The organism is Aequorivita soesokkakensis (genome assembly GCF_001641085.1).
Classification (GTDB): Bacteria; Bacteroidota; Bacteroidia; order Flavobacteriales; family Flavobacteriaceae; genus Aequorivita; species Aequorivita soesokkakensis.
The window spans coordinates 19,662-43,340 of record NZ_LXIE01000021.1; the positions used below are offsets into that span (position 1 = coordinate 19,662).

The window sequence follows — 23,679 nt, forward strand, 5'->3', positions numbered from 1 at the left end:
ATTCCTTACTTTTATTCGGAATAAAAATCATTTATTTTTCCAAAAATGCAAACTCGAATTTTAATGGTCTGCCTTGGCAATATTTGCCGTTCCCCTTTGGCGGAAGGCATTTTAAAATCCAAGATTGACACTTCAAAAGTGGTTGTGGATTCTGCTGGAACGGGTCATTGGCACGTGGGCGATTTACCCGATAAACGCAGTATTGCCGTTGGAAGAAAATACAATATAGATATCACCAATCAACGTGGAAGACAGTTCAGCGCAAAGGATTTTGATGATTTTGATATTATTTATGTGATGGATAATTCCAACAAAGAAAATGTTTTGGCAATGGCCCAAACCGATTCGCAAAGAGAAAAAGTAAAACTGATTCTCGATGAAATTTTCCCCGGGGAAAACGTGGATGTTCCCGACCCCTATTTTGGTGGAGATAGTGGTTTTGAAAACGTTTTCAGCATGCTGGACGAAGCCTGCGAACAAATTGCAAATCGACTTTAACGAATATATCCGGCTGATTTGCTTATTTTAGTACTTTCCCTAAAAAATTTACTATGAAAAAATTTCTCCTCGCTTTTTTATTTCTTTCTTCCACCTCTATTTTTTCCCAAAATGTGGATATTGAACTTTTCAAAGATGGTTTTTCCGATCCCCTAAATTTGCAACACGTTAATGATGACCGCCTTTTTGTAGTTGAGCAGGGAGGAAAAATTAAAATTATACAGGGTGACGGGACAGTAAATCCAGTTCCCTATCTTGACATTTCCAGCATTATTTCAAGTGGTAACGAACGTGGACTTCTTGGGCTTGCATTTCACCCAGATTATGCCAATAATGGCTATTTTTATGTGAATTACACAAAACCCAATGGCGATACACAAGTCTCACGGTTTTCTGTGGATTCCGGAAATCCAGATTTGGCTGACGAAAATTCCGAACTGCCAATTATAGGGTACGCACAACCATTTTCAAACCACAATGGCGGTAATTTGGCTTTTGGGCCTGATGGCTATCTTTATATTTCATCAGGAGATGGCGGAAGCGGTGGTGATCCCGGAAATAGAGCCCAAAATATTTTTGAACTTTTGGGGAAATTATTGCGCATTGATATTGATAACCCTTCAGGGGGAAACAATTACGGAATTCCGGCCGACAATCCGTATGCGGGAAATCCAGATCCGGGAATAAAAAAGGAAATCTGGGCCTATGGTTTGCGAAATCCTTGGCGTTTCTCTTTTGATTTTACAGAAAACAATCTTTGGATTGCAGATGTAGGGCAAAACAATTGGGAAGAAATAAACCGTGTTGCTGGGTCCGAAGCGGGACTAAATTACGGATGGCGCTGTTATGAGGGCAACCACCCTTTCAATACGGCAAATTGCCCGCCACAGTCTGAGTTAACATTTCCAATTGCAGAATATTCCCATTCAAATGGTTGTTCCATTACGGGAGGCTATGTTTATAGAGGCTCGGCGCATCCTGAAATTGAAGGTCTTTATTTTTTTGCAGATTACTGCAGCGGGCTTATTGGCTCTGTGGATAGTTCTGGAAGTTTAGTTGATTATGGAGATTTTTCCGGCAATTGGGTTTCTTTTGGGGAAGATGCAAATAAAGAACTTTATATAATTGACATAGGAGGGGCTATATATAAAATAGTAGCGGAACCAATTATAGGAACTGAAGATTTTTCGATGGAAAACGCTTTAACGATGCTTCCAAATCCAACTTCAACAAATGTCTCTTTCACTTTAAACGGTGGTAAAATTCAAAATATTCAACTTTATGATATCGGGGCACGTATAGTAATTTCCGAAGAAAATCTTTCAACTAACGAAAAGACAATCTCCGTTTCAAGTTTGAATTCCGGTATTTATTTTGTGAAAATAACTTCGGAAAAAGGACAAACGGCAGTTAAAAAATTAATGGTCCAATAGTTTCTGAATGACCACAAAAAAAGGAAATCTATATTTAATTCCATGCCCAATGGGAGATATACCCCCTTTGGCCGTGCTTCCCGTTTCAGTAAAAAAATCAATTGAACAAATTGATCATTATATTGTGGAACACGAAAAAAATGCGCGTCGTTTCATAAAAAGCATTGTTCCGGAAAAGCAACAGTCTTCTCTGAAAATTCAGGAAATAAATAAGTTCACAAAACCGGAAGAAATTTCCCCTATGCTAAATCCCTGCTTGGAGGGTTTTGACGTTGGGGTTATAAGTGATGCCGGTTGTCCAGGAATTGCAGATCCCGGAGCAAGGGCCGTACATTACGCTCACGAAAAAGGCATAAAAGTAGTACCGTTAGTTGGACCGTCTTCTATATTACTTGCAATGATGGCCAGCGGCTTTAACGGGCAGAATTTTGCATTTAATGGTTATTTGCCCATTGATAAAGGTGAAAGAAAAGCGGAGCTCAAACGTTTGGAAAAGCTTTCAAAAGATTTTGACCAATCACAACTCTTCATTGAAACGCCTTACCGCAACAACCAAATGCTACAAAGCCTGATTGAAAACCTCAACCCACAAACAAGAATTTGTGTGGCCTGCGACATTACTTTGCCTTCTGAATACATAAAAACTGCGCCGGCGAGTCTGTGGAAAAAAATAAAGGTGGACCTTCATAAAAGACCCACCTTGTTTATCATTCATGGATAAAGTTTACATTACCCTTGGTTTCTTGTTTGGCACAATGTGCGAAGTATCATAACCTGAAAACATTCTTAGATAATAACGAATTGAAGCACCGTTTGCGTCTTCAAACCCATTAGCGCCACCGCTTCTTAAAAATTTTTGAACATTCCCTGCGCCCGCAAGATGCGCAGCTGCCAAAATTCCTGATTCGGTAATTTTTACACCACCTATGGTTTTTCCCACGGAACGTTTAATATCATTCCGAAGTACCCATTTATTCAAAGAAGTATAAGCCAAGAAAGCTGCTTCCTGTTGGCGAGTATCATATAGAAAATTATCAGTGTTCTTTACTCCCATCATTCTTAAGGTAGCTCGGGAAAATTGGTATTTCCCCATATAGCCGTAATCATTCACAATTTGGTAATCTCCTCTTGATTCCTTAAAACCAAGCGCTTCTTTAAATCCTACATAAGATTTCCCCAAAAACAAATAGAATTTTGGAGTCACAGGAGCAATAAGTGGGGTAAACTCTGCTTCTGTGGGAACATTATAATTTAACTCCAATCCTTCTGTACTAAAAACGGAAAAATCGTAGCCATCTTTTGAAATGAAACCTGTCCCTACTAGTACGGTAACAACAAGTAATACTGCAATTAGATATATTCTTTTTTTCATCAAATTTTAAAATTCAGATGTAAAATTACATCCTAGTTTCAGCGGGCAAAGATAATCCTTTTTTTAAAAATCTGATTTATAGGCTGTTAAAGTAATGTGAAAAGAAAAATTACCCCCGTTTTTAAAGGGATTGCAGAAGAATTAAAAAAATCAACGATTCAACCCTTGACTATTTACCCAACGCACATATTCCACTTTATTTACATTGTGCTGCGCAAGGGTTTTTGCGAATTTATGGTAACCGAAATTGGTAACATCTGCCACAAAGTAGTAATAATCGTGCTTTTCGGGATTCAATACTGCATCAATAGAAGAAATGTCCGGCATTGTGATAGGTCCCGGTGGAACCCCTGCATATTTATAGGTATTGTATGGCGAATCCAGTTCCAAATCGGCATAAAGTACTCTTTTAATGATTTGGTTATAGTCGTCACTTTCCTTTTTCAGGGCGTAAATAACAGTTGGATCGGCTTGGAGCAACATCCCAACTTTCAATCTATTCACATAAACACCTGCAACTCGTGATCTTTCATCCACTTTTGCGGTTTCCTTTTGAACAATTGCGGCCAACGCCATTACTTGTTCTTTTGAAAGATTTAGATTTTTTGCTTTTTGGGTTCTCGATTCATTCCAAAATCGTTCATATTCGGTTTTCATTCGATTGCGAAAAGTTTCTGCTGAACTATTCCAATAAAACTCATAGGTATTCGGAATATAAAGACACAGGGCGGTTTCCTCGCTTAAACCTTCTTCCTTCAAAAATTGTGGATCTCGCATAGATTTCAACAATGAAATACTATCTGCTTCAATTTGTTTTGAAATATGCCCTGCAAGATCCTCCAATCGCTCTTGGTTGTTGAATTTGATATTTATTGGAATATTTGTGCTGCGCAAAACATTCACAATATCGTTATTGGTCATTCCCTTTGTTAAGATGAAATGGCCTGGTTTTACATTTCCTGAATATTTTTTTTGATCCGCAACTGCATAAAAAGATTCGGTATCTCTTAAAAGCGGCTCCAATTCTGCAACCACATCATCAATTGTTGCATTTGTGGGAATAAATACGTGCGCTTCCTTATTGTTGAAAGCTGTATTTCCGGAAAAAGCAGTGTTGTAAACATACCAAGCAAAAGCGCCCATTCCAACGGCGCCAAGCAACACAATAATCAGCAATATTTTTTTTATATACATTCTAAAATTTTCAATTAGCGAATCTGCTAATTAGCGAATTGGCTAATCAACTGATATAAATATTCATCTTTATATTTTCCTTCGGAAAAAATCCAGTCTTTTTTAACGCCCGTTTTTTCAAAACCAGTCTTTTCAAAAAGCAGAATGCTTCCTTTATTTTCTTCCGTAATTCCTGCGAAAACCTGATGCACGTTTAAATGTGAAAAAGCATAATCACAAGTAAGTTTTAATGCTTCCGAAGCAAAGCCTTTTCGTTTATCTTCTTCTGAAAAAATAACGATGCCAACCCCTACTCTGTTGTGTTTTGGATCAAAATCGAATAAATCTATAAATCCAACAACTGCTTCATTTTCAGTTTTACAGATCACCAACCGCAATTGTTTTACGTCGTAAATATCGCGATGACTGTTTTCAAGATATTGGTTCAGAATATATTTTGAATACGGAGTTGTGGTGTTGCTCACTTCCCAAAGCGATTCATCGTTCTCCAAATTATAGAGAAAATCCAAATCGGAAAGTTCGAGAGCCCGCAAAAATATATGCTCGCCTTTTAGTGTTTTCATTTCCAGATTCCTTTAAAAACTTGTATTGCCGAACCTTCCAAATATACATTTTCATAACCTGAACCAATTTTTTCAAAACGAACCTGTAATTCTCCGCCGGGCGTTTTTAATGTCACTTTATTTTCTGAAGTTTTGCCAGTTTCAAACATTGCAATTGCAACAGCTGTAACTCCAGTGCCACAAGAAAGCGTTTCGTCCTCCACGCCTCTTTCATAGGTTCTGACTGAAAAAATCGCGTGATCATTTTGTTCGACAAAATTTACATTCGAACCTTCTTTTCCATAGGTTTTATTTCGAATGTTTCTTCCGTTTGTAAAAACATCAAAATCCTGAAGTTCCGTAACAATTTCAACGTGGTGTGGCGAGCCTGTGTTCAAGAAAGTAAAGTTTTCAGAAACATTTACTTTTTCAACATTGTTCATTTTAAGGGAAACCCAATCGTTTTTAACCGTAGCTTCGTGCATTCCGTCCACTGCTTCAAAGGTGGTTTTTTCAGAAATGATACCGAGGAATTTTGCGAAATGAGAAATACACCGTCCGCCATTTCCGCACATAGAACTTAGGTTGCCATCGCTATTATAATAAACCATTCTGAAATCTGCATCAGGATGGTTTTCCAATAAAAGCAGGCCATCAGCGCCAACCCCAAAACGGCGGTCGCAGATTTTGGCTACAAGTTCGGTATTCTTTTTCGGAAAAAAATCTTCCCGATTGTCGATAATAACGAAATCGTTGCCCGTGCCTTGGTATTTATAAAAGGTGAATTCCATAACTGCGCAAAGATAACAAACTACCTCGTGGACAAAGCCCACGAGATAGTAAAATCACAAAAAAAACAAATTCCAAATTCCAAAAAAAAGATAAGACGCTACTGTGAGAGTTTTTATCCATATAAAATATTATGCCCAACTGGGTTTTCAGAAAAATTTTCACGTTAAATAGAAGTTAAATACCGCTTTGTGGCATACTTTTTTCGTTCCATCGTTGTTAAATTTGTGGGAGTGTTTAAAAAAATGTTTCTTCAAAAAGGGTTTCCCTCCTCCGTTCTTCTCAGGACTGAAACCTTTAAAACAGTTTAAAAATGCAAAACTTGAACATTAAGTTTTTGAATTATTTTAAATCAGTATTAATTAAAATTTTATTACAATGAAACAAACAATCCGTTTATTTCTTGTAGCGCTATTCGCAGGTGCAATCACACTTGGCGGCTACAAATTCTTCGAAAAAAAGGAAACTATTTCCTTCGCTCCACAACAAACTTCAAACTACATTCCCACAAACTTTTCCTCGACGGCCGAGGGTATGAATACAGATTTCACCGAAGCCGCTGATAAAACCGTGCATGCCGTTGTTCACGTAAAAAACACAACGGTGAGCCGGCAGCCCACAAATATTATGGAGTATTTTCAGGGTGGCGGCCAACCGCGCGCAATGGTAGGTAGCGGTAGTGGTGTGATTATTTCGCCGGACGGTTACATTGTTACCAATAATCACGTAATCGCTAACGCTTCAAATCTTGAGGTTACGCTGAATAACAACAAAACATACACGGCAAAACTTATTGGCACCGATCCAAACACAGACATCGCTTTGATAAAAGTTGACGGCGACGATGATTTTCCATTTATTCCTTTCGGCGATTCCAATAATGTGAAAATTGGCGAATGGGTGCTTGCCGTGGGAAATCCTTTCAACCTGACCTCAACCGTTACTGCTGGAATAATTAGTGCGAAAGCGCGTGATTTAAACCAATTTGACGGTAATCCACAGTCTTTTATTCAAACAGATGCCGCGGTGAATCGCGGAAACAGCGGTGGTGCCTTGGTAAACACCCGTGGCGAATTGATTGGGATTAATACTGCCATTACTTCTGAAACGGGAAGTTATGTGGGGTATTCCTTTGCAGTTCCTTCAAATAACGCCCGAAAAGTGATTGAGGATATTTTGGAATACGGAAACGTACAGCGCGGAATTTTGGGAATACAAGTAGGGAATTTGAATTCCGATTTAGCGAAAAAACTAGGCGTTGACGAAACCCAAGGTGTTTACGTTGGTGGTATTGAAAAAGGTAGTGGCGCCGATAAGGGTGGAATTAAAGAAGGCGATATAATTAAAAAACTTGATGGCGTAACGGTTAATAAATTTGCCGATTTGGCTGGGTATCTCGGTTCAAAAAGACCGAATGATGTTGTTGAAGTAACGGTTGTGCGCAACGGAAACGAAAAAACAATTCCCGTAACGCTTGTGAAATTAGAAACTTTTTCAATTGACGATTTGGGCTTGGAAGTCAAAAACACTACTTCAGCTGAACTTAAAGCCCGCGGATTGAAAAACGGAGTGACAGTAACCCGAGCTTTAACCCCTGATGTTGCCCAATATAAATTGGAAGGAATTATAATCACCCAATTAAATGACGAAGTAGTGAATAACATAAATGACGTAAAACGAATTATGAGCCAGCGCGATTACCGAACACCCATAAAAATGACTTTTATGGACACTGCCGGCAATATAAATTCTTTTATTTTTAGATAAAATATAATTAGAAATCACTCAAAACACCGCTGAAAATCAAAACTTTCAGCGGTGTTTTTATTTTTGGTTTTTATTTCTCCACAACGATTGAAATAAGTATTTTTGCACCAAATTTAAACCCTTAAAAAATCCTTCCTTATGAGTTTTGATGACGTTTATGAAAAAGAACTGTCTTTTCAAACTGACCGCCGAAAAGCTTCAGTAGAATTTATTAAAATCATTAGTGACCTTTGGTACGACAAGTCCATTGAATTGGTACTTTTCCGCAACCAACTTATCGACCGCAACGTGAGTGAAATCTTAAACCTTCACGAATATGCGGGCGAATTCGTTCAAAAGCCAATATCAATTTTCGACTCTGTTGAAATTGCGCAGGCCATCAAAACTTTGGATCTTCCACCGGCAAAATTGGACATCGGCAAACTTACCTATGAATTCCATTTGGAAGACGATAAATATTCAAACGCTTTGGCATTCGTTTCAGATAAATTGAAAAACGCCAAAGAAACCAAAAATATCGTTCCAAAAGACGTTGTTCTTTACGGTTTTGGACGTATCGGACGTTTATTGGCACGTGAGCTTATGACGAGAACTGGCCAAGGAAACCAACTTCGCCTTCGCGCCATTGTGGTTCGTGGAAAAATGGACCAAACTGTTTTGGACAAAAGAGCTTCGTTGCTTCAGTATGATTCCGTTCATGGAGATTTCCCAGGAACTGTACGCACAGATCTTGAAAACAGTGCGTTGATCATCAACGGAACTACCGTTCATATCATTTCAGCAAACAACCCTGAGGATATTGATTACACACAATATGGAATTGAAGATGCTTTGGTTATCGACAATACCGGTGCTTTCCGTGATGACAAGGAATTAAGCAGACACTTAAAATCTAAAGGCGCTTCAAAAGTATTGCTTACCGCTCCCGGAAAAGGGGTGCCGAACATTGTTCACGGTGTAAATCAAAACGAATACGACCCAAATACAGTTGATATTTTTTCAGCAGCTTCATGTACCACAAACGCCATCACCCCTATTTTGAAAGCCGTTGAGGATTCTTTTGGAGTGGTTCGTGGACATTTGGAAACCATTCACGCATATACAAACGACCAGAATTTGGTTGACAATATGCACAGCAAATACCGCCGTGGCCGTGCTGCAGCGCTAAATATGGTAATAACCGAAACTGGCGCTGGAAGTGCAGTTGCAAAAGCATTGCCCGTTTTGGCTGGTAAACTTACAAGTAATGCAATTCGCGTTCCAGTTCCAAACGGTTCTTTGGTGGTTTTGAATCTTGAATTGGGCACTCCTACTTCTATAGACGGCATTAATTCCACAATGAAAAAATATGCTTTGGAGGGCGATTTGGTAGAGCAAATAAAATACTCTTTAAGCAATGAGCTTGTTTCAAGCGATATTGTTGGTTCTTCTGCTCCGGCTATTTATGATAGCAATGCAACAATCGTTACAGAAGACGGTAAAAACGTGGTGCTTTATGTTTGGTATGACAACGAATACGGTTATAGCCACCAAGTTATTCGTTTGGCAAAGTATATTGCGCAGGTTAGGAGATATACTTACTATTAATAAAAAATACCTATAAATAAAAAATCTCGCTATGCTTGTAGCGGGATTTTTTTATATTCGAATACTTAATTTTTAACATTTCTTTAATAATGCGAATCTTACCGAATAATCGTTTTTCAATTTTGTTTCTTTTTTCAATTTCCATATTTTCTTACTGTTCAAAAGATAACGATAATCCAAACCCTTCGGAAATAACAGTAACAACTTCAGATTTTTCAAAAACAATGGATGAAAACCCTGCAAATGGGCAAGTAATTGGAGTTGTTTCTGGAAGCACAAATGAAGGCTCAATTACTTTTTCAATTACAGAACAAGATCCGGCTGGGGCATTTTCTATTGATGCATCTTCAGGTGAATTGAAAGTTGCTAATAGAACGCTTTTCGATTTTGAAACAAATCCAACGATCACTTCTACAATAAGGGTTTCGAATGGAGTTATTTTTAAAAATGCGCAGGTAATAATATCTTTAAATGATGTTAATGAAGAAAACATCTACGACGGAAACGTTAAATTATCAACGCAAGCAGAAGTTGATGAATTTGGATCACACAACTATATTGGAATTACGGGATACTTGATTGTTGGTTACAACTTGGGTTCAATTTATTCAAATATTACGGATTTATCACCATTGCAGCCACTAACATTTGTAGGTGGAGAAGTTGTCATTTCATACAATGGAGAATTACAAACCCTCATAGGTCTTGGAAACCTTTCGGAGATAGGTAGTAGCCTTAATATTTACGAAAATCCTGTTTTATCTACATTAGAAAGTCTAAGCAGTTTAACTGTTATTCATAGAACTTTAGGAATCATAGGGAACATTTCTTTGTCAAATTTTAATGGCTTGCATAATATTACATCAGTGGAAAGAGATTTAATAGTTCAATCAATGAGCGTTTCAAATTTGGAAGGGTTGCACAATATAAGATTTGCAGGAAGTTTAAATGTTTCTTTCAACAACAGCCTGCAAAATATTGATGCCTTATCCGCACTTACAGAACTGAGTGGATATATTGTTATTCAGAAAAATCCACTTTTGAATAATCTAGATGCTCTCCAAAATATAAATAGTAACATTAATCAGATTCGTATTTTAGAGAACGATTTATTAACTAATTTAAATGGTTTAAGAAATATTGGAGCAAGCGTTTATTTAGAGATTTCTGAAAATACTTCTTTAACAAATTTATCGGGATTAGAAAGCATTAATAATATCAATTCCCAAATATTTATACAAAATAATGAAAGCCTTCAAAGTTTAAATGGGTTAGACAACCTTATGGAGGTATTGGAGCAATTCGTAGTTTGGCAAAATCCAAATCTATCAGATTTCTGCGCGCTAACAGATTTATGTGTTTCAGGTAATCTTCCTTCTTTTATAACTGAAAGTAACGCCTACAACCCAACAAAACAAGACATTAAAGACGGTAATTGTAGTCTATAAAAGTTTCAGTCGTAATTAAAATTAATACAAATTCCCGCCAAGACGGGAATTTTTTTATGACTTCATTAACTGAAAATTTCCATAGTTTCAATCAAATTTGTTAAAATTATTTAATTCAGAAATATGTCAGAAACGACAATAAGAAGAGGCTTTAAAAAGAAACGATATACTGTTCCAATTATAATCCTAATTCTACTAATTGCCTTTCGCCTTTACCTTCCCACGCTTGTAAAAAACAACATCAATAAAGTATTGGCAGACATTCCCGGCTATTATGGGCAAGTTGAAGATGTAGACATTGCCCTTATTCGCGGGGCTTATGTAATAAACGGAATGTACCTAAGCAAAGGCACCGCAGAATCGCAGGTTCCATTTTTGAATTTTCCCAAAAGCGATATTTCCATTGAGTGGAAATCACTTTTTAAAGGTAAAATTGTAAGCGAAATAATAATGACCAGCCCAGAAGTGATTTATGTTTTTGAGGACCAAAAGGAAGAAAGTGGCGATGCAGATGTTGATGATTGGACCAAAGCGCTTACAGATATAGTTCCCATAGATATTAACCATTTTGAAGTGCACGACGGCAAAGTGGCTTTTGTGCAACTTTCTGCAGAACCAAATATAGATCTTCAAATAGACAAACTTGAACTCACCGCCGATAACCTGCGCAATGTGGTAGAAAAGGAGCGCATTCTCCCCTCGCCCATCCGCGCCAGTGGCGTTTCAATAGGTAAGGGAAAAGTTTCATTGGAAGGAAATATGAATTTGGTAAAGGAAATTCCAGATATGGATCTTTCCTTTTCCTTGGAAAATGCAGAAGCAACGGCACTCAACGATTTTACAAACTATTATGCGGGCATCGATTTTGACAAAGGGACATTTGGGGTTTACAGCGAAGTCGCCATTGCAGATGGACACCTTATTGGCTATGTAAAACCGCTCTTAACAGATACCAAACTAATTGGCGAGGGCGATGGTTTTCTTGAAATTTTGTGGGAAGGTTTCGTTGGGTTCTTCAAATTTATTCTGAAAAACCAAGGTACCGATACTTTAGCAACCAAAGTTCCTTTTGAGGGAGATTTAAACAATGTGGAGGCAGGTGTCTGGCCCACTGTTTTCAATATATTTAAGAATGCGTGGATCAAGGCATTTACCGGAGAGGTAGATGACGATATTAACTTTAAGGACGCCTTTAAGGATGGTGAAATTACCCGTGAACAAAAACGGGAGCTCCGCAAAAAGGAAAGAGAGGAAAAACGTGAGCAAAGAAAGAAAGAACGAGAAGCTAAAAAAGGATAGTTTCAGCAGGAATTACCTATTTTTGTAACTCTAAATTTTCTAAAAATGGACCATCTAACCAAACTTGAGGAACTGCTTAATCAAGCCAATACAGACATTAAAGAAGGTTTTTTCGACGAAGCCACAAACAAGCTTGAAAAAATAATTGATATGGACCCAAACTTTGGGAAAGCCTATAACCATTTAGGCTATCTGTATGAAGTAAAATTCAAGGAATTTGAAAAAGGCGAAACCCTCTACAAACTCTGTTTGGAAAAAAGCCCTATGTATCCGCCCGTATATTACAACTATTCCGTACTTCTCTCCACTTTGGGAAAATATGACGAATTGAAAGAATTGCTGGACACTGCCATAAATATTCCCGGGATTACAAAATCCACCATTTACAACGAATACGCAATTATGTTTGAACAGCAGGGAAAATTGGACGAAGCGATAGATTACTATAAAAAATGCGCCATGGACACCTTGGACAAAGGTGTTTTGGAACGCGCCAAAGGTTCCATAGACCGCTGCAAGATGAAAAAAGAATTCCTATAATGCGAATTGACATAATTACCGTTCTTCCAGAGTTGCTTCAAAGTCCGTTTGAGGTTTCAATTTTAAAACGCGCCATTGAAAAAGGGCTCGTGGAAATAAATACCCACAACCTTCGCGATTGGTCCACCAACGCCTATAAACAAATTGACGATTACCAATTTGGCGGTGGCGCCGGAATGGTTATGATGATTGAACCTATTGATAAATGTATTTCAGAACTAAAGGCCGAAAGGGATTATGACGAAATAATATATATGACGCCCGATGGTAAAACTTTTAACCAACACACAGCCAACGAACTTTCGCTAAAGGAAAATATTATTATTCTGTGCGGGCATTACAAAGGCGTGGACCAACGTGTGCGTGATCATTTTATTACCCGTGAAATCTCTGTGGGCGACTTCGTTTTAAGCGGTGGCGAACTTGCCGCGGCTTTAGTTTGTGATGCCGTGATACGTTTGATTCCAGGCGTTTTGGGAAATGAAACCAGCGCACTGACAGATTCCTTCCAAGACGATTTATTAGCGCCACCCGTTTATACACGCCCTGCGGAATACAAAGGATGGGCAGTTCCAGAAATCCTCACCAGCGGCAATACCGGAAAAATTGAAGAATGGCGCGAAAAGCAGGCTTATAAGCGCACTAAGGAGCGTAGGCCGGATTTATTAGAATAGTTGCTAAAAAATCAAACACCACAAATTAAAAAGTAAATCTTGAAGAGTAAGTTTGATAAATATTTGAAAGAAGAAGAAACAGTTTTGTGGACTGGTCAACCTGAAAAAAATAAATCAAATAAAACACATATTTTTCTTCTTGTATTCTCCGGACTTCTTTCTTTAATTTTTGCTTTAATTTGGAATATCGTTGTTTGGACAAACAATACACCTACTTTTTTTAAAATTTTTGGAATAATCTTTTTATTAGCAAGCGCATTTGGCGGAATTATCCATCTAATTTTACACCGATACAGAAGGTCAAAAACATATTATGCTATTTCAACCGAACGTATATATGTCGAGTATCTATTTTTTGGTAAACACATAAAAAGTTATAGAATAAAATCACTACCTGAACCAATTCTGAAAAAATATTCCAATGATGTTGGTACAATCTTAATAAATTATGAAAAACCCTTTTCGTTTAAGTTATTTACTTTAGCAATTGAATATCATTAGTATGACCAAAATAGGAGATTAGAATTTATAAAAAATGCGCAAGAAGTTTTTAATTTAATCATTGAACGAAGAAATAATTTTACATAGAAATACATTAAACTAACCAAAACCAATATATAATGAAAACCAACCATGTTATAATAATACTACTCGCAGTCGTTCTTTTCACTGCCTGTAAAAACGAATCAAAAGAAAAAGAGAACACAAAAACCAACACTAACGTGAGCGCAGATTTCAACAAAATACTCGACAATTATTACCAAGAAGGATTAAAATTAAATCCGTTAAACGCAACATTTTCGGGTGATACACGCTACAACGACAGTTTCCCAAATTTCCTTTCAGATGAATATACTTCTGAATTGAAAAAATATTATACCCACTACAAGGAAGAAGCATCAAAATTTAACGATGCAGATTTAAGCGAAACCGAAAAGATGAGCAAGGATATTTTGCTGTGGGAATGCAACATAAACCTTGAAGCGCTCACTTTCAAAAACAGCACCTATTTTCCTATTGACCAAATGTGGTCCGTTAATTTGATGATGGGGCAATTGGCTAGCGGCAGCAGCGCGCAACCTTTCAAAACCGTGGAAGATTACAACAATTGGCTAAAGCGTTTGGATGGGTATGTGGTTTGGTTAAATTCTGCAGAAAGCCGAATGAAGGAAGGAATGGCGGCAGGTTATGTGCTTCCAAAGTCGTTAATTGTAAAAGTGGTTCCTCAGTTAAAAGCAATGACAGAACCCAATTTGGAAAAAAATCTATTTTATTCACCTGTAAAAAACTTTCCTGAAAACTTTTCTGCAGAAGACCAAAAACAACTTACCGAAGCCTATTCAAAAATGGTTTCCGAAAAAATTGTTCCCACTTATCAAAGCCTTCACGATTTTATGGCCGGAGATTATTTAAAAGCAGGAAGAGCTACCACTGGAATTGCAGAAACACCAAATGGAGAAGCATATTACAAACACCAAATAAAACTGTACACAACCACAGAAATGACCGCCGATGAAATCCACCAATTGGGTTTAAGCGAAGTGGCGCGTATCTCTTCAGAAATGGAAAAAGTGAAGGAACAGATTGGCTTTAAAGGTGATTTAAAAGCGTTCTTCAATTTTGTGCGTACCAATAAAGAATTGATGCCGTACAAAGAACCGCAGCAAATTATTGATCATTTCTATGCTATTTACGATACAATGAAACCAAAGCTGGAAGTACTTTTCGACAAAAAACCGAAAACTGCTTTTGAAGTGAAACAGACCGAAAAGTTCCGTGAAAATTCTGCAAGTGCCGAGTACAACCCCGGCAGTTTGGACGGTACGCGTCCTGGAATTTTTTATGTTCCAATTCCAAATGCTTCAGAATATAATGTGTACAGTGATGAATCTTTGTTTTTGCACGAAGCCATTCCAGGGCATCACTATCAAATTTCATTAACACAGGAAAATGACGACTTGCCAATGTTCCGCAAAACTCTTTTCTACAGCGGTTACGGCGAAGGTTGGGCGCTTTATAGCGAGTCACTCGGAAAAGAATTAGGTCTTTACACAGATCCCTATCAATACTTCGGAATGTTGGGCGCAGAAATGCACCGTGCCGTGCGTTTGGTTGTTGATACAGGAATGCACTCCAAAGGCTGGACACGCGAACAAGCCATTCAATATTGTTTGGAAAACGAAGCCGAGCCAGAAGCTGGAATAGTTTCCGAAATAGAAAGATATATGGCAAATCCTGGACAGGCACTGGCTTATAAAATTGGGCAATTAAAGATTTTGGAACTTCGCCATAAAGCTGAAAAGGAATTGGGCGACAAATTCAAAATAGGCGAATTCCACAACCAAGTTTTGGAAACGGGTTGTGTTCCTTTGGAATTGCTTGAAAACAAGATTGACAAATGGATTACGGATTCCAAATAAACCTAAAGCTTTAAGAAGCAAAAAAAGAAACAAAACCTTGCTTCATAAGATTAATTGATTAATTTTGCACCCACTTAATCCAACCTCTGGCGAGAACCGCGAACGTTGTTTTAATTTAAACCTTATCAAATTAACAAAATGGAAGCGTTAATAAAATTTGTACAAGACGAATTTGTAACAAAGAAAGAATTTCCTGAATTCGGAGCTGGTGATACTATTACAGTTTACTATGAAATCCGTGAAGGTGAAAAAACAAGAACCCAGTTCTTTAGAGGTGTTGTAATCCAAGTTAAAGGAACAGGTATTACCAAAACTTTTACAATTCGTAAAATGAGCGGTACAGTTGGTGTGGAACGTATCTTCCCACTTAACATGCCAGCCCTTCAAAAAATTGAGATCAACAAAAAAGGTAGCGTGCGTAGAGCTCGTATTTACTACTTTAGAGGTCTTACAGGTAAAAAAGCTCGTATCAAAGAAAAACGTATGTAGTTTATTCTTTGTTGAAAACTATCAAAAGCCCTGTTTTTACAGGGCTTTTTTTATGAACAATTGTTCACAACGCTTGTTTGTAAACTGTGGATTTTTAAAGACTTACAAAATATTGCATATCAAATTTTCCGTTCTATATTAGCACTATCAAAACGGCATAACAACCAAGATGATAAAATAAAGTAACGTTCTTTTACACCATTTTTTCAAATCGCTTATGAAGCTAACGCTCGCAAGACGGTTAGCCTCTAAAAGTTTGAAAAAATAAAAAGAAAACACTTTACAGGCTTTTTTTGATTGCTTGAGGTACTCACGATCTTTAGATTATTAGTATTGAGATTGAAAAAAGTTTTTGGGTCAGTTTTTTGAAAATGGCATTAACCTCACGGAAGATGCAAATTACAAAATTTTGAACCCGTGTAAGTAAGCAACGATCGCAAGGGTATAATAAACTTGCCCAGAATTCGCTCCGGTGAATTGGTCGGTAAAAGTTTACTTTACAAGGAGCCATATCACAATGTATTTATACAGTGATATGGCTTTTCTTGTTTTAGATACTTTTCATTCGATGAGTTGAGGGGTTGAGAAGTTTAGAGTTGAACTAATGACTTATTTTTTTAATTTCCCTCAACTCCTCAACCCCCTCAACTTTTAAACTCCTAAACTTATAAACTCCTTTCAGAAGCTCTTCCAAATCGCTATATTTGCATTCCTTAAAATTTCAAATATTCTATTCAAAAAAACACTTCAATGACAAAATCTTCCAAAATTATATATACCAAAACCGATGAGGCCCCGGCTTTGGCAACCCATTCTTTTTTACCTATTGTAGAAGCGTTTACTTCACCTGCAAACATCAAACTTGAAAGTCGTGATATTTCACTTGCTTCAAGAATATTGGCCGTTTTTCCTGAGTTTCTTAAAGAAGAACAACGGGTGAATGATGATCTAGCAGAATTGGGAGAGCTTGCAAAAACCCCAGAGGCAAACATCATAAAACTTCCTAATATTAGCGCCTCCCTTCCGCAGTTAAATGAAGCCATTGAAGAACTTCAAAAGAAAGGGTTCAATATTCCAGATTACCCCGAAACTGCTACTACTTCCGAAGAAAAAGAAATAAAGGCAAAATATGACAAAGTAAAAGGAAGCGCAGTAAATCCTGTTCTCCGTGAAGGAAACAGCGACCGTCGCGCCCCAAAAGCCGTAAAAAATTACGCTAAAAAACATCCTCACAGTATGGGCGCTTGGAGTAGTGATAGTAAGAGCCATGTTGCCACAATGCAGCACGGTGATTTCTTTCACAATGAAAAATCATTGACGATGGCTGCTGATGATACTTTGAGTATCGTTTTAGTAGAAAATGATGGAAATAAAACGGTTTTAAAGGATAATTTAAAAGTTTTAAAAGACGAAATCATAGATGCTACAGTATTGAGCAAAAAAGCATTGATAAACTTTTTGGAAGAACAAGTGAAAGATGCAAAAGAAAAGAAAGTATTGTTTTCTGTTCATTTGAAGGCAACAATGATGAAGGTGAGCGACCCGATTATTTTTGGGTATGCGGTGAAAGTCTATTTTGAGGATCTTTTCAAAAAATATGTCGATACTTTTAAGAAATTAGGGGTTAATGCCAACAACGGTTTGGGCGATTTGGAGAACAAACTTTCCGAATTAAACGAAGACGAAAGAGACGCTATTCTTCAGGACATTAAAAAAATAATGGCCGAAAATCCAGATTTGGCAATGGTGAATAGCGACAAGGGCATCACAAATCTACATGTGCCAAGTGATGTTATTATTGATGCTTCTATGCCTGCAATGATCCGCAACTCTGGCAAAATGTGGGGACCTGATGGGAAATCTCACGATACTAAAGCTGTAATACCTGATAGCAGTTACGCAGGTGTTTACGAAGCCACTATAGAATTCTGCAAGAAACACGGAGCCTTTGACCCAACCACAATGGGAACCGTTCCGAACGTAGGTTTAATGGCTCAAAAAGCCGAAGAATACGGAAGCCACGATAAAACTTTTGAAATTTCCGCAGACGGAAAAGTTCAGGTTTTGGATGCTTCCGGAAAAGTGATTATTGAACACAAGGTTGAAAAAGGAGATATTTGGAGAATGTGCCAAGTAAAGGATTTACCTGTTCAAGATTGGGTAAAGCTTGCAGTTGAGCGTGCGCGGGCAACCGGAAATCCAGCTGTATTTTGGTTGGATGAAAACCGTGCCCACGATGCCGAACTCATCAAAAAAGTAAATAAATACCTTCCAAATCACAATACTGAAGGACTTGAAATTAAAATCCTTTCTCCCGAAAAAGCGACTGAATATACTTTGGAACGCGTAAAAGCGGGACAAGACACAATCTCTGTAACAGGAAACGTACTTCGTGACTATTTAACTGACCTCTTCCCTATTTTGGAATTGGGCACGAGTGCAAAAATGCTTTCAATCGTTCCATTAATGAATGGCGGAGGTCTTTTTGAAACAGGCGCAGGAGGTTCTGCTCCTAAACACGTTGAGCAATTTTTGGAGGAAAACCATCTTCGATGGGATTCTTTGGGTGAATTTTTAGCGCTTGCTGTTTCTTTGGAACATTTAGGCACAAAATACGATAATCCAAAAGCTATAGTTTTAGGTGATGCTTTAGATGAAGCCACCGAAAAATATCTCGAAAACAGCAAATCACCTTCACGAAAAGTAAAGGAACTGGACAACCGCGGAAGCCACTTCTATTTGGCGATGTATTGGGCGGAAGCGCTTGCAAAACAAGACAAAGACGCAGATTTGAAAAAAATCTTCACTCCAATCGCAAAAGAATTAAAAGAAAACGAAGCCAAAATAAATAATGAATTGATCGCCGTTCAAGGAAATTCAGTAAACATTGGTGGTTATTACGAACCAACCGATAAGCTGGTTTCGGAAGCGATGCGACCGAGCAAAACTTTTAATAGCATACTTTCAGAAATAAAGTAATAATCTAACCGTTTTAAAACCTTCAGTACAGCTGGAGGTTTTTTTATATATAACAATCAAACATTTGAAAAAAATACTAACTTTTCTACTTTTTCTCGGAAGCTTTACAACCTTCGCTCAGGAAAAATTTACTATCAGCGGCACAATTTCTGAAGCGGATACAGGCGAAACTTTGATTGGTGTAAATGTTATCATCCCTTCCCTGCAAACGGGGACAGTAACCAATCAGTACGGTTATTATTCCATTACACTTCCCAAAGGTGATTATGAAATTGTTTATAGCAGCATTGGTTTTGCTTCACAAAAAATTCAAATTTCCCTGGCCGAAAACATAAAAAAAGATTTGGAATTGGCCACCGACACTGAAAGTCTGGATGAAGTGGTGATAGAAACCGATAACGAAAGACTAGATGTGCGAAGTTCGCAAATGAGCGCCAACACACTTTCCACCACAACCATTAAAAAAATTCCTGTGGTTTTGGGTGAAGTTGATGTTATCAAAGCAATAACGCTGCTTCCCGGAGTTACGAGTGCGGGCGAGGGCGCCAGCGGTTTTAACGTCCGCGGTGGCGCTGCTGATCAAAATTTAATTTTGTTGGATGAAGCTACACTCTACAATTCTTCGCATTTGTTCGGTTTCTTTTCGGTTTTTAATCCAGATGCCATTAAAGATTTGACGCTTTACAAAGGCGGAATTCCGGCCCGTTATGGTGGAAGAATTTCTTCAGTTTTGGATATTTACCAAAAAGACGGAAACAAGCGGGAATATCATGCCAGCGGCGGGATTGGATTGGTCGCCAGCCGTTTGCTTTTGGAAGGCCCCATAAAAAAGGACGAAGCATCGTTTTTGATTGGAGGAAGAAGTAGCTATGCGCACTTGTTTTTGCCTCTTTTCGACAATGATAATGTAGCATACTTTTATGATTTGAATGCCAAGCTTAGTTATAACCTAAACGATAATAATCGCCTTTATTTGTCCGGTTATTTTGGAAGAGATGTTTTTGAAATCTCTGATAGCTTCGCGAATAGCTTTGGAAATACAACCCTAAACCTACGCTGGAACCATCTTTTTTCAGATAAATTGTTTTCGAATCTATCTTTGATTTATTCAGATTATTATTACGGTTTGGAACTAAAATTTGTGGAATTCGATTTTGATAGCGGCATTCGAAACTTTAATTTGAAGTATGATTTTTCGCATTACATTTCAAACAACGTAGATTTGCGCTACGGAATCAACAGTATTTATTACAAATTCAATCCAGGTGATGTAACGCCAACTACGGAAGATTCTGGAATCAATTCTTTTAAACTTACTGATAAATACGCTTGGGAAAACGCAGCTTACGTTGATGCCGAAATAGATCTTTCAGATAAAATCTCGGTACAGGCTGGGCTTCGTTTATCTACTTTCAACCGTTTGGGGCAAGACCAACTGTTTTTATACGAAAACGACAACCCGATAATTTACAATCCAAGTTTGGATATTTATCAAAAAGCAACGCCCATAGATACCGTTTCGTTCAGCAGAAGTGAAACAATAAAATCTTTTGCCAATTTGGAGCCGCGCTTTGCAATTTCCTATTTGCTGAATGACGATTCTTCCATAAAAGCGAGCTATAACAGGATGATCCAATACATTCATTTAATCAGCAACACCACTTCCCCGACGCCTTTTGATATTTATGCGCCGAGCGGAAAATATATTGAACCACAGTTGGGAGATCAAGTGGCATTGGGGTATTTCAGAAATTTCAAAAATTATTCCCTCGAAGTGGAAACTTTTTACAAAAAGGTAAAAAATCGTTTGGATTATGTGGACGATGCCGATTTAATTGCAAACGACGCGGTGGAACAAATTCTGCTGAAAAGTGAAGCAAGAGCTTACGGACTTGAAGTTCTTTTCAAGAAAAACACAGGAAAATTGCAAGGTTGGATTGCTTATACCCTTTCAAAAAGTGAACAAAAAACACCTGGAAGAACACCTATAGAAACTGGAATAAACAATGGTGAATGGTACAATTCGGCCTGGGACAAAACGCACGATATTTCTGTAACTGGACAATATGAACTTACCAATAAATGGTCTTTTGGCGCAAATTTCATTTTCCAAACAGGAATACCAACAACTTATCCGGAAGGGCAATATGAATACAACGGTGTGGTTGTTCCGGTTTACGAAGCCCGAAACAGCAGTCGCCTTTCTGCTTTTCACCGTATGGATCTTTCCGCAACTTGGACACCAAAACCAGAAAGCACAAAACGCTGGAAAGGTGAATGGGTTTTCAGCATTTACAATGCCTACAATCGTAAAAATGCGGCTTCCGTATCGTTTCGCGAAAACACTGATATTAATCAAAATGAAGCCGTTCGGCTTTCCATTTTTGGGATAATCCCTTCGGTAACCTATAATTTTAAATTTTAAGAGTATGAAGAAGTTATTTTTATTGGTGATTTTCTTCGGAATAGTTACTTCCTGTGAAGATGTAATTGATGTTGAGCTTAATGATGCACCACCGAGGTTGGTAGTAGAAGCAAATTTGAATGTTTGGGAAGATGGCAGTAATAGTGCAGCAGTCAGGTTAACCACTACTGCGCCTTTTTTTGATAATGATGTTCCTTTTGTTACTGATGCATCAATCACCGTCACGGACGAAAATGGTATTGTTTATCCTTTTAATTATACCCAAGACGGCGTTTACGTGTCAAGCATTGCGCTTCAATTGAACATAGAATATAAATTGACTATACTTTATAAAGAAGAAACCTATACAGCCACGGAAACGCTTTACACTGTTTCCCCTTTGGAATTTGTTGAACAGCGTGATGATGGTGGTTTTACAGGGGAAGATATTGAGCTAAAAGCATTTTTCACCGATCCAGCAGGCGAACAAAACTTTTATTTTTTTGAAGGACTCTCAGAAAGAGGTGACGTTTTAGACGTTTATAAAGATGAGTTTTTTGATGGAAATACCATCTTTGGATATTATTTGGTTGAAGATTTAGCGCCCGCTGACGAAGTACAGTTCAATATTTACGGCGTAAGTGAAGCGTATTATAACTTTATGTTTATCCTTTTACAACAAACTGGAGGCGGTGGTGGTCCTTTTGAAACACAGCCAGCAACCGTTCGTGGCAACATTATAAACGAAACAAATCCTGATAATTATCCGTTGGGCTATTTTAGGGTTTCAGAAGTCTCTACACTTAATTATACTGTTCAATAACCATTTTTTTAATCGTAAATTTGAATATGTCTTTTATTAAAACAACGGAATCCGATTCAAAATACAATCATTTGGAAAAAATGAGCGTTTCCGAATTGCTTCAAAACATCAACAACGAAGACAAAACCGTTGCATTTTCTGTTGAAAAATCACTTCCCCAGATTGAAAAACTTACCGAAAAAGTAGTTGAAAAATTAAAGGATGGAGGAAGGTTGTTTTACATAGGCGCAGGAACGAGTGGCCGTTTGGGAATTGTAGATGCCAGTGAATGTCCGCCAACTTTTGGTGTTCCGTACGATTTAGTTATCGGTTTGATAGCAGGTGGCGACACCGCCATTCGTAAAGCCGTAGAGTTTGCTGAAGATTCCGAAAACCAAGGTTGGCAAGATCTTCAGAAAGAAAACATTTCAAAAAAAGATATTGTTATTGGCATTGCAGCTTCGGGAACAACTCCTTACGTAATTGGAGCACTTAAGAAATGTAATGAAAACAATATTTTCACAGGTTGTATAACTTGCAATGAAGGAAGCCCTTTGGCGGTTACAGCAAAGTTTCCAATCGTTGTTACGGTTGGACCCGAATTTGTTACTGGAAGTTCGCGAATGAAAGCTGGAACGGCTCAAAAATTAGTTTTGAATATGATATCAACCACTGCGATGATTCAACTGGGAAGAGTAAAAGGAAACAAAATGGTTGATATGCAATTGAGCAACAACAAACTTGTGGATCGCGGTGTACGAATGATTATGGAAGAATTGAATGTTTCAGAAAGAGAAGCGCAAGTACTTTTAGAAAAACATAAAAATGTTCGCAACGCAATAAACAATTTTCAAAATGGGTAAAGAACACACAGATTTTGATTTATTGAAGAAGGGTTTAAAATTTATGGCATTCGCATTGCCTTTGCTCTTTTTGAGCCCATATCTATTAACTCTTTCATTTTTGAATAAAGAAACGTTTATGTTTTATGTGTTTCTTTTCTTTGGAATTATAGCTGGTGCAGGTGCTATTTATCTTTGTTTTAAAGGGATAAATACTATTTTGAAGTCCATCTTTTAACTTTCCCGTATACTTTCCCTACCCGTTTAGACTAATTAGAAAATTTCTCTTTATCCCATAAAAAAAAGCCTTCACCAAATAAATGGTGAAGGCTTTAAAGGAAGGCGGCGACCTACTCTCCCACGAGATGCAGTACCATCGGCGCAAACGGGCTTAACTTCTCTGTTCGGAAAGGTAAGAGGTGAGCCCCGTCGCTATAACCACCTTAGTTATCGGTATTAGGGATCAGGTTGTAGGGATTAGTCTGTACTAATCCAAGTTCCTAATCTACTAATGCCCCCCAGCATCCGCCGGGAAAATATCTTGACATAGGGAAACAAACAATAGGGGAAAAGCTGAACCTTGCTTAAAAAAAGAGTTTG

Annotated in this window: 21 protein-coding genes and 1 rRNA gene; 17 read left to right on the forward strand and 5 right to left on the reverse strand. The window is 37.8% G+C overall.

Annotated features, from left to right (window positions below):
• Positions 1 to 45: 45 nt before the first annotated feature.
• From A7A78_RS08235 to A7A78_RS08245, 3 genes are read left to right on the forward strand one after another with little or no spacing between them, the layout of a single operon-like run.
• Positions 46 to 498, forward strand: coding sequence for a low molecular weight protein-tyrosine-phosphatase (locus A7A78_RS08235; protein ID WP_068761983.1), 453 nt, complete (start codon positions 46 to 48; stop codon positions 496 to 498).
• Positions 499 to 551: 53 nt separating this feature from the next.
• Positions 552 to 1,931 carry a PQQ-dependent sugar dehydrogenase gene (locus tag A7A78_RS08240; protein ID WP_068761984.1) on the forward strand — a complete coding sequence of 460 codons (1,380 nt, stop codon included), beginning with the start codon at positions 552 to 554 and terminating at the stop codon, positions 1,929 to 1,931.
• A gap of 7 nt (positions 1,932 to 1,938) precedes the next feature.
• Positions 1,939 to 2,652, forward strand: coding sequence for an SAM-dependent methyltransferase (locus A7A78_RS08245; protein ID WP_068761985.1), 714 nt, complete (start codon positions 1,939 to 1,941; stop codon positions 2,650 to 2,652).
• A 3-nt stretch (positions 2,653 to 2,655) separates the two neighbouring features.
• Here A7A78_RS08245 and A7A78_RS08250 read toward each other — a convergent pair whose 3' ends face one another.
• The 4 genes from A7A78_RS08250 to dapF form a co-directional block, all read right to left on the reverse strand.
• Positions 2,656 to 3,303 (reverse strand): peptidoglycan-binding protein LysM, encoded by a 648-nt coding sequence (locus tag A7A78_RS08250; protein ID WP_068761986.1) that lies wholly within the window; start codon positions 3,301 to 3,303, stop codon positions 2,656 to 2,658.
• A 150-nt stretch (positions 3,304 to 3,453) separates the two neighbouring features.
• Complete coding sequence (gene mltG, locus A7A78_RS08255) at positions 3,454 to 4,497, reverse strand: endolytic transglycosylase MltG (RefSeq protein WP_068761987.1); 1,044 nt, start codon at positions 4,495 to 4,497, stop codon at positions 3,454 to 3,456.
• Positions 4,498 to 4,523: 26 nt separating this feature from the next.
• A complete protein-coding gene (locus tag A7A78_RS08260; protein WP_068761988.1) occupies positions 4,524 to 5,060 on the reverse strand; it encodes a GNAT family N-acetyltransferase in 537 nt (178 codons plus the stop codon).
• Positions 5,057 to 5,830, reverse strand: a complete 774-nt coding sequence (gene dapF / locus A7A78_RS08265; protein WP_068761989.1) for a diaminopimelate epimerase — start codon at positions 5,828 to 5,830, stop codon at positions 5,057 to 5,059. The genes A7A78_RS08260 and dapF overlap by 4 nt, the downstream gene beginning before the upstream one ends.
• A gap of 376 nt (positions 5,831 to 6,206) precedes the next feature.
• Between dapF and A7A78_RS08270 the strand changes: the two genes are divergently transcribed.
• From A7A78_RS08270 to A7A78_RS08335, 14 genes are all read left to right on the forward strand, one after another.
• On the forward strand, positions 6,207 to 7,595 hold the full coding sequence (locus tag A7A78_RS08270) for a S1C family serine protease (protein WP_068761990.1): 1,389 nt from the start codon (positions 6,207 to 6,209) through the stop codon (positions 7,593 to 7,595).
• A gap of 138 nt (positions 7,596 to 7,733) precedes the next feature.
• A complete protein-coding gene (locus A7A78_RS08275) occupies positions 7,734 to 9,182 on the forward strand; it encodes a glyceraldehyde-3-phosphate dehydrogenase (protein ID WP_068761991.1) in 1,449 nt (482 codons plus the stop codon).
• A gap of 89 nt (positions 9,183 to 9,271) precedes the next feature.
• Positions 9,272 to 10,630: a cadherin repeat domain-containing protein gene (locus tag A7A78_RS08280; RefSeq protein WP_131811120.1), complete on the forward strand. Its 1,359-nt coding sequence runs from the start codon at positions 9,272 to 9,274 to the stop codon at positions 10,628 to 10,630.
• A 123-nt stretch (positions 10,631 to 10,753) separates the two neighbouring features.
• Positions 10,754 to 11,929: a DUF748 domain-containing protein gene (locus A7A78_RS08285; protein WP_068761993.1), complete on the forward strand. Its 1,176-nt coding sequence runs from the start codon at positions 10,754 to 10,756 to the stop codon at positions 11,927 to 11,929.
• A 45-nt stretch (positions 11,930 to 11,974) separates the two neighbouring features.
• Positions 11,975 to 12,469 (forward strand): hypothetical protein, encoded by a 495-nt coding sequence (locus tag A7A78_RS08290; RefSeq protein WP_068761994.1) that lies wholly within the window; start codon positions 11,975 to 11,977, stop codon positions 12,467 to 12,469.
• Positions 12,469 to 13,143 (forward strand): tRNA (guanosine(37)-N1)-methyltransferase TrmD, encoded by a 675-nt coding sequence (gene trmD / locus A7A78_RS08295; protein ID WP_068761995.1) that lies wholly within the window; start codon positions 12,469 to 12,471, stop codon positions 13,141 to 13,143. The genes A7A78_RS08290 and trmD overlap by 1 nt, the downstream gene beginning before the upstream one ends.
• Positions 13,144 to 13,206: 63 nt before the next feature.
• Entirely contained in the window at positions 13,207 to 13,644 is a 438-nt protein-coding gene (locus tag A7A78_RS08300) for a hypothetical protein (protein WP_068761996.1), read from the forward strand.
• Between the two features lie 119 nt (positions 13,645 to 13,763).
• A complete protein-coding gene (locus A7A78_RS08305; protein WP_068761997.1) occupies positions 13,764 to 15,563 on the forward strand; it encodes a DUF885 domain-containing protein in 1,800 nt (599 codons plus the stop codon).
• A gap of 138 nt (positions 15,564 to 15,701) precedes the next feature.
• Positions 15,702 to 16,052, forward strand: coding sequence for a 50S ribosomal protein L19 (gene rplS / locus A7A78_RS08310; RefSeq protein WP_068761998.1), 351 nt, complete (start codon positions 15,702 to 15,704; stop codon positions 16,050 to 16,052).
• A 750-nt stretch (positions 16,053 to 16,802) separates the two neighbouring features.
• The gene (locus A7A78_RS08315) at positions 16,803 to 19,031 is read left to right on the forward strand and encodes an NADP-dependent isocitrate dehydrogenase (RefSeq protein WP_068761999.1); all 2,229 of its coding nucleotides are present in this window, start codon (positions 16,803 to 16,805) and stop codon (positions 19,029 to 19,031) included.
• A 64-nt stretch (positions 19,032 to 19,095) separates the two neighbouring features.
• On the forward strand, positions 19,096 to 21,456 hold the full coding sequence (locus tag A7A78_RS08320) for a TonB-dependent receptor (RefSeq protein WP_068762000.1): 2,361 nt from the start codon (positions 19,096 to 19,098) through the stop codon (positions 21,454 to 21,456).
• Between the two features lie 4 nt (positions 21,457 to 21,460).
• Entirely contained in the window at positions 21,461 to 22,258 is a 798-nt protein-coding gene (locus A7A78_RS08325; protein ID WP_068762001.1) for a DUF4249 domain-containing protein, read from the forward strand.
• Positions 22,259 to 22,284: 26 nt separating this feature from the next.
• Positions 22,285 to 23,100 carry an N-acetylmuramic acid 6-phosphate etherase gene (gene murQ, locus A7A78_RS08330; RefSeq protein WP_068762002.1) on the forward strand — a complete coding sequence of 272 codons (816 nt, stop codon included), beginning with the start codon at positions 22,285 to 22,287 and terminating at the stop codon, positions 23,098 to 23,100.
• Positions 23,093 to 23,317, forward strand: coding sequence for a DUF6095 family protein (locus A7A78_RS08335; protein ID WP_068762003.1), 225 nt, complete (start codon positions 23,093 to 23,095; stop codon positions 23,315 to 23,317). The genes murQ and A7A78_RS08335 overlap by 8 nt, the downstream gene beginning before the upstream one ends.
• Positions 23,318 to 23,416: 99 nt before the next feature.
• On the opposite strand, the gene rrf is transcribed toward A7A78_RS08335, so the two are convergent.
• A 5S ribosomal RNA gene (gene rrf, locus A7A78_RS08340) occupies positions 23,417 to 23,525 on the reverse strand.
• Between the last annotated feature and the right edge of the window lie 154 nt (positions 23,526 to 23,679).

Excerpts from the sequence above, each read along its gene's own strand:
- A7A78_RS08285 (WP_068761993.1), top strand. The coding sequence starts at position 10,754 with ATGTCAGAAACGACAATAAGAAGAGGCTTTAAAAAGAAACGATATACT.
- A7A78_RS08260 (WP_068761988.1), bottom strand. The coding sequence starts at position 5,060 with ATGAAAACACTAAAAGGCGAGCATATATTTTTGCGGGCTCTCGAACTT.
- A7A78_RS08250 (WP_068761986.1), bottom strand. The coding sequence starts at position 3,303 with ATGAAAAAAAGAATATATCTAATTGCAGTATTACTTGTTGTTACCGTA.
- A7A78_RS08275 (WP_068761991.1), top strand. The coding sequence starts at position 7,734 with ATGAGTTTTGATGACGTTTATGAAAAAGAACTGTCTTTTCAAACTGAC.
- A7A78_RS08305 (WP_068761997.1), top strand. The coding sequence starts at position 13,764 with ATGAAAACCAACCATGTTATAATAATACTACTCGCAGTCGTTCTTTTC.
- A7A78_RS08235 (WP_068761983.1), top strand. The coding sequence starts at position 46 with ATGCAAACTCGAATTTTAATGGTCTGCCTTGGCAATATTTGCCGTTCC.
- dapF (WP_068761989.1), bottom strand. The coding sequence starts at position 5,830 with ATGGAATTCACCTTTTATAAATACCAAGGCACGGGCAACGATTTCGTT.
- A7A78_RS08240 (WP_068761984.1), top strand. The coding sequence starts at position 552 with ATGAAAAAATTTCTCCTCGCTTTTTTATTTCTTTCTTCCACCTCTATT.
- A7A78_RS08280 (WP_131811120.1), top strand. The coding sequence starts at position 9,272 with ATGCGAATCTTACCGAATAATCGTTTTTCAATTTTGTTTCTTTTTTCA.
- A7A78_RS08325 (WP_068762001.1), top strand. The coding sequence starts at position 21,461 with ATGAAGAAGTTATTTTTATTGGTGATTTTCTTCGGAATAGTTACTTCC.
- A7A78_RS08245 (WP_068761985.1), top strand. The coding sequence starts at position 1,939 with ATGACCACAAAAAAAGGAAATCTATATTTAATTCCATGCCCAATGGGA.
- A7A78_RS08270 (WP_068761990.1), top strand. The coding sequence starts at position 6,207 with ATGAAACAAACAATCCGTTTATTTCTTGTAGCGCTATTCGCAGGTGCA.
- murQ (WP_068762002.1), top strand. The coding sequence starts at position 22,285 with ATGTCTTTTATTAAAACAACGGAATCCGATTCAAAATACAATCATTTG.
- trmD (WP_068761995.1), top strand. The coding sequence starts at position 12,469 with ATGCGAATTGACATAATTACCGTTCTTCCAGAGTTGCTTCAAAGTCCG.
- mltG (WP_068761987.1), bottom strand. The coding sequence starts at position 4,497 with ATGTATATAAAAAAAATATTGCTGATTATTGTGTTGCTTGGCGCCGTT.
- rplS (WP_068761998.1), top strand. The coding sequence starts at position 15,702 with ATGGAAGCGTTAATAAAATTTGTACAAGACGAATTTGTAACAAAGAAA.
- A7A78_RS08290 (WP_068761994.1), top strand. The coding sequence starts at position 11,975 with ATGGACCATCTAACCAAACTTGAGGAACTGCTTAATCAAGCCAATACA.
- A7A78_RS08315 (WP_068761999.1), top strand. The coding sequence starts at position 16,803 with ATGACAAAATCTTCCAAAATTATATATACCAAAACCGATGAGGCCCCG.
- A7A78_RS08335 (WP_068762003.1), top strand. The coding sequence starts at position 23,093 with ATGGGTAAAGAACACACAGATTTTGATTTATTGAAGAAGGGTTTAAAA.